Origin of the sequence: Pseudooceanicola nanhaiensis DSM 18065 (assembly GCF_000688295.1) — a bacterium.
Classification (GTDB): domain Bacteria; phylum Pseudomonadota; class Alphaproteobacteria; order Rhodobacterales; family Rhodobacteraceae; genus Pseudooceanicola; species Pseudooceanicola nanhaiensis.
On record NZ_JHZF01000011.1, the window covers coordinates 877,677 to 892,459 of the forward strand.

16 protein-coding genes and 1 tRNA gene are annotated in these 14,783 nt (G+C 68.8%); 4 read left to right on the forward strand and 13 right to left on the reverse strand.

From position 1 onward, the window contains the following. The first annotated feature begins 137 nt into the window (after positions 1–137). Positions 138–386, forward strand: a complete 249-nt coding sequence (locus Q344_RS0105210) for a DUF1330 domain-containing protein (protein ID WP_028285756.1) — start codon at positions 138–140, stop codon at positions 384–386. Here Q344_RS0105210 and Q344_RS0105215 read toward each other — a convergent pair whose 3' ends face one another. From Q344_RS0105215 to Q344_RS0105260, 10 genes are all read right to left on the reverse strand, one after another. Then, a complete protein-coding gene (locus Q344_RS0105215) occupies positions 387–917 on the reverse strand; it encodes a gamma carbonic anhydrase family protein (RefSeq protein ID WP_028285757.1) in 531 nt (176 codons plus the stop codon). It abuts the gene before it with no gap. Continuing rightward, entirely contained in the window at positions 914–1,555 is a 642-nt protein-coding gene (gene gmk / locus Q344_RS0105220; protein ID WP_028285758.1) for a guanylate kinase, read from the reverse strand. The genes Q344_RS0105215 and gmk overlap by 4 nt, the downstream gene beginning before the upstream one ends. Before the next feature lie 132 nt (positions 1,556–1,687). After that, complete coding sequence (locus tag Q344_RS0105225) at positions 1,688–2,953, reverse strand: glutamate-5-semialdehyde dehydrogenase (protein ID WP_028285759.1); 1,266 nt, start codon at positions 2,951–2,953, stop codon at positions 1,688–1,690. A 15-nt stretch (positions 2,954–2,968) separates the two neighbouring features. Continuing rightward, positions 2,969–4,075: a glutamate 5-kinase gene (proB, locus tag Q344_RS0105230; protein ID WP_028285760.1), complete on the reverse strand. Its 1,107-nt coding sequence runs from the start codon at positions 4,073–4,075 to the stop codon at positions 2,969–2,971. Between the two features lie 14 nt (positions 4,076–4,089). Beyond that, a complete protein-coding gene (gene obgE, locus Q344_RS0105235; protein ID WP_028285761.1) occupies positions 4,090–5,139 on the reverse strand; it encodes a GTPase ObgE in 1,050 nt (349 codons plus the stop codon). Positions 5,140–5,188: 49 nt separating this feature from the next. Further along, entirely contained in the window at positions 5,189–5,743 is a 555-nt protein-coding gene (locus Q344_RS0105240; RefSeq protein ID WP_028285762.1) for a GNAT family N-acetyltransferase, read from the reverse strand. 87 nt (positions 5,744–5,830) lie between these two features. Next, positions 5,831–6,100: a 50S ribosomal protein L27 gene (gene rpmA / locus Q344_RS0105245; RefSeq protein WP_028285763.1), complete on the reverse strand. Its 270-nt coding sequence runs from the start codon at positions 6,098–6,100 to the stop codon at positions 5,831–5,833. A 15-nt stretch (positions 6,101–6,115) separates the two neighbouring features. Beyond that, on the reverse strand, positions 6,116–6,724 hold the full coding sequence (locus tag Q344_RS0105250; RefSeq protein ID WP_028285764.1) for a 50S ribosomal protein L21: 609 nt from the start codon (positions 6,722–6,724) through the stop codon (positions 6,116–6,118). A 182-nt stretch (positions 6,725–6,906) separates the two neighbouring features. Next, complete coding sequence (locus Q344_RS0105255) at positions 6,907–7,740, reverse strand: DUF2059 domain-containing protein (RefSeq protein WP_036538347.1); 834 nt, start codon at positions 7,738–7,740, stop codon at positions 6,907–6,909. Continuing rightward, the gene (locus Q344_RS0105260; RefSeq protein WP_036538350.1) at positions 7,740–8,573 is read right to left on the reverse strand and encodes a DUF2059 domain-containing protein; all 834 of its coding nucleotides are present in this window, start codon (positions 8,571–8,573) and stop codon (positions 7,740–7,742) included. Before Q344_RS0105260 ends, Q344_RS0105255 begins: the two co-directional genes overlap by 1 nt. 127 nt (positions 8,574–8,700) lie before the next feature. Between Q344_RS0105260 and Q344_RS0105265 the strand changes: the two genes are divergently transcribed. Beyond that, positions 8,701–8,790 (forward strand) — tRNA-Ser (locus Q344_RS0105265). 82 nt (positions 8,791–8,872) lie between these two features. Here the strand turns inward: Q344_RS0105265 and modA are convergent. Both modA and Q344_RS0105275 read right to left on the reverse strand, forming a co-directional pair. Further along, positions 8,873–9,643, reverse strand: coding sequence for a molybdate ABC transporter substrate-binding protein (gene modA / locus Q344_RS0105270; RefSeq protein ID WP_084178299.1), 771 nt, complete (start codon positions 9,641–9,643; stop codon positions 8,873–8,875). Positions 9,644–9,656: 13 nt separating this feature from the next. Next, positions 9,657–11,078, reverse strand: coding sequence for an MFS transporter (locus tag Q344_RS0105275; protein ID WP_028285768.1), 1,422 nt, complete (start codon positions 11,076–11,078; stop codon positions 9,657–9,659). A 202-nt stretch (positions 11,079–11,280) separates the two neighbouring features. Here Q344_RS0105275 and Q344_RS23125 point away from each other — a divergent pair, with 202 nt between their 5' ends. Together Q344_RS23125 and Q344_RS23130 are read left to right on the forward strand one after the other, a co-directional pair. Beyond that, entirely contained in the window at positions 11,281–12,351 is a 1,071-nt protein-coding gene (locus Q344_RS23125; protein ID WP_036538352.1) for an AbrB family transcriptional regulator, read from the forward strand. A gap of 177 nt (positions 12,352–12,528) precedes the next feature. Next, complete coding sequence (locus Q344_RS23130; RefSeq protein WP_169739176.1) at positions 12,529–13,323, forward strand: prephenate dehydrogenase; 795 nt, start codon at positions 12,529–12,531, stop codon at positions 13,321–13,323. On the opposite strand, the gene guaB is transcribed toward Q344_RS23130, so the two are convergent. Next, the gene (gene guaB / locus Q344_RS0105290) at positions 13,308–14,756 is read right to left on the reverse strand and encodes an IMP dehydrogenase (protein ID WP_028285769.1); all 1,449 of its coding nucleotides are present in this window, start codon (positions 14,754–14,756) and stop codon (positions 13,308–13,310) included. The genes Q344_RS23130 and guaB overlap by 16 nt on opposite strands. Between the last annotated feature and the right edge of the window lie 27 nt (positions 14,757–14,783).

The following is a 14,783-nucleotide window of genomic DNA, read 5'->3' on the forward strand; positions in this document are numbered from 1 at the left end:
TTTCAGCGGCGGCCCGTGCCGGCAGGCCGGCGGCCGCCGTCCGCACGCCCGATCGGCATCCGGCGATTGCGCGATGGCCCGCCCCGGCGCAGCATCGGGCCAGGGCCCCGCGCCTGCCGGGACCGAGGAACGCCACGATGCCCTGCTACGTGATCGCGCGGACCCGCTTCCGCCGGATGACCGAGTTTCACAGCTTCCGCCGCAGCCTGCAGGCGCTGGCCGATGGCGCCCAGCTCAAGCTCCTGCCGCTGGACGCGTCCACGACCGCGCCGGACGACCAGTCGGTGATGATGGAATTCGACAGCGCCGCCAGGGCGAGCGCCTTCATGGTCTCGGACGGCTACCGCCGGATCGCGACGCCCGGGCCGGAGCGGCCCGGGACCTGATCAGCCGAGGGGTTTCAGCCCGTCGCGGAACCGGCGCATCTTGTCCTGGTAGGATTTCGCGGACAGCGCGAGGCGTTCGGCAAAGTCCGGCCCCAGCTCCTTGACCACCTTGCCGGGCGATCCGAGCACCATGGAATTGTCCGGGATCACCTTGTCCTCGGTGATCAGCGCGCCCGCGCCGATCAGGCAGTTCTTCCCGATGACGGCACGGTTCAGAACCGTGGCGCCCATGCCGATCAGGGAATTGTCCCCGATCGTGCAGCCGTGCAGCATCGCCTTGTGGCCCACGGTCACGTTCCGGCCCACCGTCAGCGGACAGCCCGGATCGGTGTGCATCACGACGTTCTCCTGCACGTTGGACCCTTCGCCGATCTCGATCACCTCGTTGTCGCCGCGCAGCGTGGCGCAGAACCAGACCGAGGCGCCGGAGCGCAGCACCACCTTGCCGATCACGTTGGCATCGGGGGCAATCCAGAAATCGCCGTCGTCGGGCAGTTGCGGTTCGTGGGTCTCGAAAGCGTAGAGCGTCATCGCATGTCCTCGAATTCGGATTGCAGCGCCCGGACATGCGCGGTGATGCCCGGCTGCTGGCTCAGCCGCAGGCGGGCCGCGGTCAGGATCGCCTGCAGCTTCGCTTCGGTCGCGTCCAGGTCGTCGTTGACCAGGACGAAATCGTAGCCGTCCCAGTGGCTGATCTCGTCCCAGCTCTTCTGCATGCGCCGCTCGATGACCTCGGGCGAATCCTGGCCGCGCTCGCGCAGACGGCGGTGCAGCTCGGAGATCGAGGGCGGCAGGATGAAGATCGACAGCGTGTGCGGCCCGAGCGCCGAGTTCCGGATCTGCTGCGCGCCCTGCCAGTCGATGTCGAAGAGCACGTCCTCGCCGCGCTCGATCGCCTGTTCCACGGCGCTGCGGGGCGAGCCGTAGAAATTGCCGAAGACATGGGCATGCTCCAGCATGCCGCCGTCGGCCACCAGCGACTTGAAGCGGTGTTCGTCCATGAAGTGGTAATGCTCGCCGTCGATCTCGCCCGGACGCGGGGCCCGCGTGGTGGCGGAGACGGAGAAGCGGATCGAGGGATCCCAGGCCATCAGCCGCCGCGCCAGCGTCGATTTCCCCGCCCCCGAGGGCGAGGAAAGAATGATGAGAAGCCCGCGTCTGTCAGCCATGCGTCCGTCCGAAAATCAACCTGTCCGGCATGTCGCATCAAACGCGCCGCATGGCAACTCCGGGAGGTTTCCCACGTCCTGCGACCCGGAATATCCCCGCCGGAGGCTCCGCGCGCCCGAGGGCGCGCGAAGTCAGGCCCTGAGGGCTCCCTTCCCGACCACGAGATACTTGAAGCTCGTCAGCTGCTCCGCGCCCACGGGGCCGCGCGCATGCATCTTGCCCGTGGCGATGCCGATCTCGGCCCCCATCCCGAACTCGCCACCATCGGCGAACTGGGTCGAGGCGTTGCGCATCAGGATCGCGCTGTCGAGCCGGTCGAAGAAATAGGCCGCGGCCGCGTCGTCGGCGGTGATGATCGCCTCGGTGTGGCTGGAGCCATAGGTGCGGATATGCTCCACCGCCTCCTCGACCCCGTCGACGATCCTCGCCGCGCAGATCATGTCGAGGAACTCGGTCCCGAAATCCTCCGGCCTTGCCTCGACCACGCCCTCGATCGCAGAGAGCGCCCCTGCCCCGCGCACCTCGACGCCCGCCGCGACCAGCGCTTCGACCACCGCGTCGCCGTGGCGCGCGCGGAAGGCGCTGTCGATCAGCAGGCATTCCATCGCCCCGCAGATCCCCGTCCGCCGGGTCTTGGCGTTCAGCACGACCTCGACGGCCATCGCCGGATCCGCGTCGGCGCCCACGTAGATGTGGCAGATGCCCTCCAGATGCGCGAAGACCGGCACCCGCGCCTCGCGCTGGACGAGGCCGACGAGGCCCTTGCCGCCGCGGGGCACGATGACGTCGATATGTTCGACCATGCCCAGCATCTCGCTCACCGCCGCGCGGTCCCGGGTCGGCACCCGCTGGATCGCGGCCTCGGGCAGGCCCGCGACGCGGAGCCCCTCGACGAGGCAGGCATGGATCGCGCCCGAGGAATGGAAGCTCTCGGACCCGCCGCGCAGGATCACCGCATTGCCGGATTTCAGGCAGAGCGCGCCCGCGTCGGCGGTCACGTTGGGCCGGCTTTCATAGATCACGCCGACGACGCCCAGAGGCGTGCGTACGCGGCGGATGTTGAGCCCCGTGGGCATGTCCCATTCCGCGATCACCTGGCCGACCGGATCCGTCTGGGCGGCGACCGCGCGCAGCCCCGCGACGATGCCCTCGATCCGCGCCTCGTCCAGCCTGAGCCGGTCGAGCATGGCGTCGGTGAGACCCTTCTCCCGGCCGAATTCCATGTCTTTTCCGTTGGCTGCGAGGATCTCCTCACGCTTTTCCCAAACCGCGTCGGCGGCGGCTTCCAGCGCCAGCCGCTTCGCCTCGGCTGGGGTGAAGGCCAGAACCGCCGCGGCCGCGCGGGCGTTCTCGCCCAGTTCGCGCATCACTTCGGGTATGTTGTCCATGTCCTTCATCTCAAAGCCTTTCGCTCAGATTGCCATGTCGTCCCGATGGACCAGAGCGGCCCGTCCGGGGTAGCCGAGCAGCGCCTCGATCTCGTGGCTGCGATGCCCCTTGATCGCCTGCGCCTCCTCGGAAGTATAGCGTGTCAGCCCGATGGCCAGCACCTCGCCGCCGGGCCCGGCGATCGCAACCGCCTCCCCGCGCCCGAAACGCCCCGTGACCCGGGTGACGCCCGCGGGCAGCAGCGATCTGCCCTGCCGCATCGCGGTGACGGCGCCCTCGTCCAGCACCAGCGTGCCCTTCGCCTTCATCGCGCCGATCCAGCGTTTCCGCGCCGCCTGCGGATCGCCCTGCGCCGTGAACCAGGTGGCGTTCGCCCCGTCCTCCAGCCGGCTGAGCGGGTTCTGGTGGCTGCCCAGCGTGATGCAGAGCGCGCAGCCCGCCGCCGTCGCGGTCTTGGCGGCCAGCACCTTGGTCTTCATCCCGCCCTTCGACAGGCCGGATCCTGCGTCGCCCGCCATCCCCTCCATCTCGGGGGTGATGTGGTCGATCACGTCGAAGCGGCGGGCGGTCGCGTCATCGGCCGGGTTCGCGGTGTAGAAGCCGTCGACGTCCGAAAGCAGCACCAGCTGGTCCGCGCCCACGGTGACCGCGACCTGCGCCGCCAGCCGGTCGTTGTCGCCATAGCGGATTTCGTCGGTCGCGACGGTGTCGTTCTCGTTGACGATGGGCACGACGCCGAAGCCCAGCAGGGTCTCGAGCGTGGCGCGCTGGTTGAGGTAGCGGCGGCGGTCCGCGCTGTCCTCGAGCGTCACCAGCACCTGCGCGATCTTGATCTGGTGCGCCCCCAGAACCCGCTCATAGGCGGCGGCCAGACCCACCTGCCCGACCGCCGCGGCCGCCTGGGCATGTTCCAGCGCCAGAACGCCCTGCCCCAGGCCCAGAACGCCGCGCCCGAGCGCGATGGAGCCGGAAGAGACCAGAACGACGTCCGTGCCGCGCGCCCGGATCCGGGCCACGTCGGCCGCGAGGCTTTCGAGCCAATCCGCCCGCAGCTGCCCGGTGACGCGGTCGACCAGCAGCGCGGAGCCGATCTTGACGACCAGCCGCTTCGCCGCGTCCAGCCGGGGCAGCGCGACGGGTTCGCTCAGGGCTGCCAAGACGCGTCCTCCTCGTCCTCCACGGCGGCCTCGGCGCGTTGCCGCAGGCGATCGGCCGAGATACGGGACCGCAGGGCGCGGAGCACCTCGGTCGTGCCCTCGCCGGTCGCGCCGGACATCAGCATGACCTCCGCGCCCGCTACCGCCTCGAGCTCGTCCTTCAGGAAGACGCGTTCCTCGTCGTCGAGCGCGTCGATCTTGTTCAGGACGGTCACGCGCGGCTTCTCGGCCAGGCCCGCGCCGTAGGTCTCCACCTCGTTGAGGATCGTGCGGTAGTCTTCCAGCAACGTGCCCGAGGTGCCGTCCACCAGGTGCAGCAGCACCGCACAGCGTTCGATATGGCCGAGGAAGAGGTCGCCCAGACCCTTGCCCTCGGAGGCGCCCTCGATCAGGCCGGGAATATCGGCGACCACGAATTCCGCCCCGTCGACGCCGACGACCCCGAGGTTCGGGTGCAGCGTGGTGAAGGGGTAATCCGCCACCTTGGGCCGCGCGTTCGAGGTCGCGGCGAGGAAGGTGGATTTCCCCGCGTTCGGCAGGCCGAGCAGCCCGACATCCGCGATCAGCTTGAGCCGCAGCCAGATCGTGCGCTCGACGGCCTCCTGCCCGGGGTTGGCACGCCGCGGCGCCTGGTTGGTGGACGTCTTGAAATAGGCGTTGCCGAAGCCGCCGTTGCCGCCCTTGGCCAGCCGGACGCGCTGGCCAACCTCGGTCATGTCGGCGATCACCGTCTCTTCGTCCTCGTCGAGGATCTCGGTGCCGACGGGCACGCGCAGGACGATGTCCTCGCCGTTGTGCCCGGTCCGGTTCCGGCCCATGCCGTGCTGGCCGTTCTCGGCGAAGAAATGCTGCTGGTAGCGGAAGTCGATGAGGGTGTTGAGCCCGTCCACGGCCTCGGCCCAGACGTCGCCGCCACGTCCGCCGTCCCCGCCGTCGGGCCCGCCGAATTCGATGAACTTCTCGCGCCGGAACGATACGGCACCGCCGCCGCCCGCGCCGGAGCGAATGTAGACCTTTGCGAGATCGAGAAACTTCATGGTCGTTCTCCTGCCGCAAAGGTCGCTCGATTCCGAAGCGCCCGGCGGCTCAATCCTGTTTTCGGGCCTCGAGCGCGCGGCTGTAGGTCCATGTGGCGACGACGGCCTTGCGGGCCACCGAATAGCTTTCCGCGTCTCCGATATACTGGAAACCGCAGTTCGTCAGCACCCGGGCCGAAGCGGGGTTGTCCTGGAAGACACTGGCGAAGAGCGTCCGGCAGTCCAGCGGGTTCGCCTCGACGATGGCGGCGACCGCGGCCGAGGCCACGCCGGTGTTCCAGTAGGCCGGAGAGACCCAATAGGCGATCTCGGCCTGGTTGCCCTCCATCCGGGTCAGCCCGATGGTGCCCAGCACCTCCGGCCCGCCCTTGAGCGAGGCGTCGATGACCCAGACGTCCTCCTCCCGCACCTCGGCCTGGGCACGGCGGATGAAATCCTCGGTCGTGCCCGGTGGCAACGGGTGCGGGATCGACCGGGTGGCGCGGGCCACGCGTTCGTCGGACGTATGCATCCGGATCAGGCCGGCATCCGAGACGCGCGGCGGACGCAGCACGAATCCGTCGGTTTCCACCACGGGCTGCGACAGGATCTGTTCATGTTTCACGGGCTACTCTCCTCTACAGCCCCTCAACACGAAAGGGGACCGGCTGCCTGCCGATCCCCTATCTGTTCATCAGACCTTAAGGTCGGCTTACTCCGCGGCCTCCACCGCTGGGAGGACCGAAATAAAGGTGCGGCCCTTGAGGCCCTTGTGGAACTTCACGTTGCCGTCGACGGTGGCGAAGATCGTGTGATCCTTGCCCAGGCCGACGCCCTCGCCCGGCCACCAGCGGGTGCCGCGCTGACGTGCGATGATGTTCCCGGAGATGACAGATTCACCGCCGTATTTCTTGATGCCGAGGCGGCGACCCGCAGAGTCGCGGCCGTTGCGGGAGCTACCGCCAGCTTTCTTGTGTGCCATTGGTCGTGTCTCCTCTTACTTCGCCAGGTCTTTGGCCTGTTCGACCCACTCGGGCTTCACCTTGACGGCGTCAAAGGTGTCCGGGTCGATCTGGGCCATCTGGGCGTAGGTGGTGATGCCGGCTTCGTTCAGCTTCTTCTGCGCGGCGGGGCCGACACCGGTGATCGCGGTCAGGTCGTCGCCTGCTGCGGCCGGGGCTTCGGCTTTCGTCTCGGCTTTCGGAGCCGCGGCTTTCTTGTCGGCCTTCGGAGCGGAGGTCACGGCGGCACCTGCGGCGCCGACTGCAGCCTTCACGCCGGACTTGGCGGCGCCCGAGGACAGGATGTCGGTCACGCGGAGCAGCGTCAGTTGCTGACGGTGGCCCTTGGTGCGCTTCGACGAATGCTTACGACGGCGACGGACGAAGTTGATCGTCTTCTCGCCCTTGATCTGGTCGATGACCTCGGCCTGCACGGCCGCGTCGTCAATGAGAGGCGCGCCGAGAACGGTGTTGTCACCGCCCAGCATCAGCACTTCGTTGAACTGAACCGTCTCACCGGCGTCGGCCGCCAGCTTTTCCACGCGGAGCACGTCGCCGGACTGGACCCGGTACTGCTTTCCGCCGGTCTTGAGGACCGCAAACATGATGCTCTTCCTTCTTCACCGCGTCCTGTGGCCCCCAAACCTGGGTGTTTTCGGGGCTCTTCCCCGCCTGCGGACAGCGCGCCCCGGCATGGGGCGACATTACGATTGACCGCCGAAGCCCGGGGGGATCCGTCGGAAGCCCGGCTTATGCGCGGGACGGCGGGGCAAGTCAAGGGCCGGGATCAAAGATCCTGCGTGTCCATCTGGTCCGCCACCGCAAGCCCGAGCGCATAGTAGATGTCGTCGTACATGCGTTCGAATCCCTGGAAAAGGGCCCGGTTCAGGCGCTGGCCCTCGGGCGAGCCCGAGAGCGCGATATAGGCGCGCAGCTCGTCGTCCGAAAGACCCGCATAGGCATGGTGCAGATAGGCGCGCAGCCATTCGCGGGTGTCGACGCGGGTGCTCTCCTCCTGCGACCAGACCTGCGCCAGCATCTCGTCCTCGGCGATGTCGATGCCGCCGCCCTCGGCGAGGCCCTGGAAGAAGCTGAAGTTCGAGTTGAGCGCGCCCATCACGTTGAACTCCACGAGGTCGTTCACCGCGATGTATTCGTCGATCAGCGCCAGCCGCCCGTCCTCGGCCCCGGGCGCGGTCAGCGCCTCGCGCGCCTTCTCCTCGACCGCGGGGTCGAGGAAGTCGCGCCGCGCGGCCAGCTCCAGTTCGACGATACGCCGGCCCTCGGGGGATTCGAAGAACTCGGTGAGCCCGTCCACCGCGCCCTCGCCAAGCGCGGCCCCGAAGGCGCGGCGCATGGCCACTTCCATCTTCTCGGCATCGTAGATGCGGCGGGTCAGCGCGGTCCAGCCGTCGCCCGGCGGGTATGGCAGGTATTCGAAGCCCAGCGACTCGGTCTGCGAGAGCCCCTCCTCCTGCATCACCTCGACCAGAGGCGAGAGGCCGAGCGCATCCCACAGCCGGTCGAACCCGCGCGGCACGTCGGCGCGCAGCGGCGCGGAAAGCGCGAGGATGGCCGCCAGCAAGACCAGCGGCCGGACCAGGAATGCGACGGGCGCCATCACAGCTCCTGCCCGGGGTCGAGCCCGCGCATCCGGCTGGCGACCACCTCGAAGCGGTTCGCCATGACCTCGAACTGAACCGCGTTCATCAGGTCATAGACCTCCCGCATCAGCGGATCCTCCAGTGCCTCGGCATAGGTCTCGAGCTCTTCGTTCGAGAAATCGCGATAGGTGAGGGCAGAGCCGCGCAGGCCGCCCTGCCGGATCGACTCGAGCCCCTCTTCCTTGCGCTCCTCCTGCATGGCGCGCATCCCCTCCTCGTCGGTCTTGAGGGTGACGATCCCGGCATCCGCGGCGGCCATCAGGAAGCGGATCTGGATCTCGTTCGACGCCTTCCAGGTGGATTCGGCGGATCCGATCGCCTTCATCATCCGGTCGAGAATCGCGACCCGCTCCGGCTCCTCGGCCTTGAGCCGTTCGATCAGCGTCTCGCCCAGCTCGCGCTTCTCGTCGCGGTCGGCGAGGTGCGACTCGTTCTCGGCCTCGACCAGCCGCTGGCCGAGGTCGGTCGCATAGAACTCGGCCGCATGGGCCAGCGCCTCGTCGCTCAGAGCCTCTTCGAGGATATCGACCCCCATCTCCTTCATCAGCTCGACATCGAAGACCTCGTGCGCGAGCTGCGTCCAGCTTGCCCCGAAATCCTGCGCGTTCACGCCCAGCATGGCGGGCGCGTCGGCGGCCGAGAGCTTGATGCTCTCGAGCGCCACGTCGAATCCGGTGACGTTCAGGAAGGCGCGCACCCGGTCACGGTCCGCCGCCTGGACGGCCGCCGCCGTCAGAACCAGGAGAACCGCCATGTGAAGAAGGGTGACGCCACGTTGCAGCAGACGCATGATCCAAAGTCCTTTTCTGCTCACCTCGGATGTCGCGGGATCCTAGGACATCTTCGTGCACTTGCAATGCAAAACCCCTCTTGCAGCCCGGAGAGGAATCCACTACTCGGGCCTTCCAGACCCCCGCGGAGAGGTGCCGGAGTGGTCGAACGGGGCGGTCTCGAAAACCGTTGAGGGTGCAAGCCCTCCCAGGGTTCGAATCCCTGTCTCTCCGCCACTATCCCCCATCCGAAAACCCCCGTTCAGACGCCCGCAAGGGCGCCCGATGCCGGACGTTCACATCTGCGGCAACGGCCCGTTCATTCGTGGAGCGTGGCGAATCCCAGCCGGGTGAAGATGTCCTGCGCCTCGGCGCTGCCCAGGAACTTGAGGAAGGCGCGTGCCCCCTCGCCCGACCCGTCGGTGGCGGCCGCCGGGTAGATGATCGGCGGATGGGAGTCCTCGGCGAAGCGTGCGACGACATGGACGCCGGGCTCGGCCTGCGCGTCGGTCGCATAGACGATCCCGAGCGGCGCCTCGCCGGCGGCGACGAGCGCCAGCGCGGCGCGGGCATTGTCGACCTGCGCCACCTGCGGCGCGAGCGCCTCCCACACCCCGAGGGATTCGAGCGCCATCCGGCCGTAGATCCCCGCGGGCACCGCATCGACCAGCGCCATGGCCAGCCGCCCGCCCGCGAGATGTCCGGCGAAGTCGAAGCCGGGACCGACGGGCGCGCTCTCGGACGCCCCCTCCGCCCCGGGTGCGATCAGCACCAGGCCGTTCCCGAGGATGTCGCGCCGGGTGCCCTTCACCAGCATCCCCTCGGCCCCGAGCTGGTCCATCCAGCCGACATTGGCCGACAGGAAGACCCCGGCGGGCGCGCCCTGCGCGATCTGCCGGGCCAGCGCCGAGGACCCGGCGAGCGAGACCACCGCCTCGTGCCGGCTCGCCTCGGCGAAGGCGGGCACGAGCGCGTCCATCGCCTCCTTCAGGCTGGCCGCGGCGTAGACATAGACCTTCTCGGCCCGGGCGGCAGCCGGCAGGACGAGGGCAAGCGAGAAGGCGAGAAAAGCGCGGCGAAACAGGTTCATGGCGATTCCGATATCATACCTTTCGCAGCGGCACACGCGCGGCGATGACCGCGCCCAGCACCGCGATGCCCGCCAGCAGGAGGAAGGCGTTCCGGAAGGCCGGCCAGGCGATCGAGACGTCGCTGCGGGTCCCGTCGAGCAGCTCGGCCAGCGGCAGGGGGCCGAAGCCCGGCGTCAGCAGCATGACGACCGGCACGATCGCGGTGCCGATCGCCGCGCCCAGCGAGCGCGACAGCTGGGTGACCGAGGTCACGGCGCCGAAATCCTCGGGCTCGCCCTCGGCCAGCACGATGATCTGAACCGTCGGCATGACCGTGCCCAGCCAGATCGTGGTGCAGGTGAACCATATGGAATAGCCCATCTGGCCGAGATGCGGATGGATCAGGGCGAAGCTGCCCAGCATCAGCGCCAGCATGGCGAAACCGATGCCGGGAAAGAGCGTCGTCCAGCCGGTGACGTTGACCATCTTGCCGGTGATCGAGGCGCCGACCGCCGTGGCCGCGACCATCGGCACCAGCGCCGTGCCGATCTGCGAGGCCGAGATGCCGAGCTGCACGCGCAGGAAGACCGGCAGCAGCGCGAGGATGGCGAGGATCAGCGCCCCCTGGCAGAGCGCCATGGCATTCGAGCGCCGGATCGAGGGGTTCTGGAACACCTGCCGCGGCAGCAGCGGCGTCTCGACCCGCCGCTCCCACCAGAAAAGCACCGCGGCGGAGAGAAGGCACAGCCCCCCGAAGGCGCCGAGCCGCGCGATCTGCGACAGCCCGCCCTGCCGCAGCGCGTCGATGGAGAGGACGAGGCTCGCGAAGGCCACGGCGAGGATCAGCGCGCCGAGAATGTCGATCCCCTTGCGCGAACTGGCCGAATTGGTCAGCTCCAGCCGCCGCAGCAGCACCAGCGCCACGACGACGAGGATCGGGTTCAGCAGGAAGATGCTGCGCCAGCCGAAATGATCGGTCAGCAGCCCGCCGATCACCGGGCCGAGCGCATTGGCGGTGACCGCGACCGTCGCGATATAGGCCTGGTAGCGCCCGCGTTCGCGCGCGCCGACCGCCTGTCCGACCAGGGCGCTTGCCAATGCCATCAGACCGCCCGCGCCCAGGCCCTGCACCACGCGGAAGAGCGTCAGCATGTCCATCGAGGGCGCGAAATGGCACAGCAGCGAGCCCAGGGTCGAGATGCCGAGCCCGACGCCCATCATCAGCTTGCGCCCGTACATGTCGCCGAGCCGGCCGTAGACCGGCGCGGCCACGGCGGCGGCGATCAGGTAGGCGGTGACCGGCCAGGTGATCTTGGCGACCTCGCCCAGCTCGGCCGCGACGAAGGGCATCGCGGTGGTGATCACCGACTGGTCCACGAGGGCGATGAAGATGGGCAGCGCGATCGAGGGGAAGACGGCGAAAAAGGCCTTTCGGCTGTCGGCTCTGGTCGGCAAATCGCTGTCTCGCTGTCGGTCCGGTGCTGCGGCCCGGGCGAAGGTTGCACCGCCACCGTGCCTTGTCGAGGCGACAAAATTCGTTTTCACACCCTTGCGACGGGTGCCCTTGCATCCCGCAAACCCCGCGGGCATACGGATCCGACGATGACGTTACGGCGCCGCATGTCGCGGCGGCCAAGGCGCCGGACCGGACCCTCACGTGCTATCCTTCCGAACCAAAGTCACCTACACCGCGCTCTATGTTCTGCTGGGCGCGGCGGGCGGTATCGCGGCGAACCTCGTGGGGCTTCCCCTGCCCTACATGCTGGGCTCGCTGCTCGCGACCAGCCTCGTGACCATCCTCGTGCCCCGCGCGGTGCCCGAAGGCTACACCACCCCGAACGACTTCCGCGCCGTCTTCATCGCGCTCATCGGCCTGAGCATCGGGGCGCAGGTGAACTGGAGCGTGCTGTCCGAACTGCGCCATGCCTGGGCGAGCTTCCTTGCCCTCACGGTCTTCGTGCCGCTGGTGCTCTTCACCAATTACCAGGTGTTTCGGCGCCTCGGCGGCTACGATCCCGCGACCGCGTATTTCTGTTCGACCCCCGGCGGGCTGATCGAGGCCATGCTGATGGGCGAGCAGGAAGGCGCGGTCGAGCATATCGTGACGCTCCAGCAGTTCCTGCGGATCATCTTCGTGGTGACGCTGCTGCCGGTCGGGCTGTCGTTCTGGTACGGCCACCCGGTCGGCAGCTCGGCGGGCATGACGCTCTCGCGCGCGGATGCGGGGTTCGAGCATCTGCCCGAGGTCGCGGTGCTGCTGGTGATCGGCGTGCTTCTGGGCAAGTACACGCCCCTGCCGGCGGGACAGCTGGTCGGCCCGCTACTGGTCGGCGCGGCCGCGACGCTCTCGGGGCTCGCGGTGATCGAGATGCCGCCCTACATGATCTCGGCCGCGCAGGTGGTGATCGGCGCCTTCCTCGGCACCCGGTTCCACGGCATCGGGATGCGGATGATCGCGCGGGGGGCGTGGCTGTCGTTCCTCTCCGTCGGTTCCATGCTGCTGATCGGGCTGGGCTTCTCCGCCCTCGCCCAGGGCCCGACCGGAGAGCCGATCGACGTGCTCCTCATCAGCTTCTCGCCGGGCGGCGTGACCGAGATGGCCCTGATCGCCCTGTCGCTGAGCGCCAACCCCGCCTTCGTCTCGGCCCACCACATCTACCGGATCCTGCTGACCGTGGGGCTGATGCGGCCGTTCTACCGGCGCTTCGTGCGCAGCAGCGCCGGTTGACGCGCGCTGCGAAAGATGGTCAACCGGACCGCATGACACGCTGGATGACCCTCACCTCGATGGCCTATTACCCGCTGCCCTAGGTAGCGGAACCCCGTGTCACGTTCCCGCTGCCCCCGAGCCGGCGGTCGAACGAATAAGATCATGACCCCGGCCCGCCCATTCCGGATCAGGATCATGCTCACCGACTTTCCCCCCCTCACGATCATCGGCTTCGGCGCATTCGGGCAGCTCGCGGCACGATACCTCGCACCGCAGGCGCGGGTCTGCGTGCTCGATCCCTGCCCCAAGGCCCGGGCGCGGGCGCGGGCCGCGGGTCATGCCGTGCTGGCGGGGCCCGAGGCCGTGCCGCCCGGCATCGTCCTTCTTGCGGTGCCGGTGCCCGCCCTCGCCGCCTGCCTGACCGGGCTCGCGCCGCATCTCGGGGCGGACCATCTCGTGATCGACGTCTGTTCCGTGAAGGAAGAGCCCGCACGCCTGATGCGGACGCATCTTCCCGAGGCGGTCGAGGTGCTGGCCACCCACCCGATGTTCGGCCCGCAGAGCGCGCGGGAGGGGCTGGCCGGGCGGCAGATCGTCCTCTGCCCGGTGCGCGGCACCCGCTGGCGCCGCGTGGCCGCGGTGCTGAGACGGCGCTTCGGGCTTCATGTGGTGGTGACCACGCCCGAGGACCACGACCGGCAGGCGGCGATGACGCAGGGCCTGACGCATCTGCTCGCCCGGGCCTTCGCCGCGCTCGGAGAGCCGCCGCGCATCCGCACCCGGAGCTTTTCCCTGATGGCCGAGGCGCTGGCCATGGTCGCCGATGACGCGCCCGAGGTCTTCGCGGCGGTCACGCAGGGAAACCGGCACGTGCAGCCCTTGTGCCGCGCCCTTTCGGCATCGCTGTCGGAACTTGGGGGAAACGCGGCACCGGCCACGCGCGGGGCGCGACCGGATGCGGCAAAGCCCCCGGTTCAGCCGATCCGGTAGTTCGGGCTTTCGCGGGTGATCTGCACGTCGTGCACGTGGCTCTCGCTGAGGCCCGCGTTGGTGATCTTCACGAACTGGCAGTTGTTCCGCATCTCGTCGACCGTGGCGCAGCCGGTGTAGCCCATGGCCGCCCGCAGCCCGCCGACGAGCTGGTGGATGACGGCGTTGGCGGAGCCCTTGTAGGGGACCTGGCCCTCGATCCCCTCGGGGACGAGCTTGTCCGAGGCCGCGTCCTTCTGGAAGTAGCGGTCGGCCGAGCCGCGGGCCATGGCGCCGAGCGAGCCCATGCCGCGGTAGGATTTGTAGGACCGGCCCTGGTAGAGGATGACCTCGCCCGGGCTCTCGTCGGTCCCGGCGATCATCGAGCCGACCATGGCGACGGAGGCGCCGGCGGCGATGGCCTTGGCGAAATCGCCCGAGAACTTGATGCCGCCGTCGGCGATCACGGGGACGTCCCCCGCGGCCCTGGCGCAATCCATGATCGCGGTCAGCTGGGGCACGCCCACGCCCGCGACCATGCGGGTGGTGCAGATCGAGCCCGGGCCGATGCCGACCTTCACCGCGTCCGCGCCGGCGCCGATCAGCGCGCGGGTGGCCTCGGCCGTGGCGACGTTGCCGGCGATGACCTGCACCTCGTTCGACAGCGTCTTGGCGCGTTCGACGGCCCTGGCGACGCCCTCGGAATGGCCATGCGCGGTGTCGATGACGATCATGTCGACGCCCGCATCGACCAGCGCGGCGGAGCGTTCGTAGCCCGCATCGCCCACGGTGGTGGCGGCGGCGACGCGCAGCCGGCCGAGGTGGTCCTTGCAGGCGGTCGGGTTCAGCACGGCCTGTTCGGTGTCCTTCAGCGTCAGGAGGCCCGTCAGCCGGCCGTCCTTGTCGGTGACGAGCAGCTTCTCGATCCGGCGCGCCTTCATCTGGGAAATCGCCTCGTCCCGGTCGGCGGGTTCGTGCAGGATGGCGAGGTTGTCCTTCGTCATCATCGCGTGCACCGGGGTTCTCTCGTCCGAGGCGAAGCGCATGTCGCGGTTGGTGACGATGCCGACGACGCGGCCCTTCTCGTCCACCACCGGGAAGCCGGTCACTTTGAACTGCTCGCGCAGCGCGTTCGCATCCGCCAGCGTCTGGTCGGGGCGCAGGGTGACGGGCTTGTAGACGATGCCGCTCTCGAAGCGCTTGACACGGCGGACCTCGTCGGCCTGCGCCTGGATGTCGAGGTTGCGGTGGATCACGCCCATGCCGCCCGCCTGCGCCATGCAGATCGCCATCGCGCTCTCGGTGACGGTGTCCATCGCAGAGCTCAGCAACGGGATGTTGAGGGAAATCGCCTTCGTGACGCGAGTCCTTGTGTCGGCCGTGCTCGGCAGCACGGACGATGCCGCAGGCACCAGAAGGACGTCATCGAATGTGAGGGCCTCACGAATCTCCATTGCTCATCTCCATGGACAGCTCGTTTG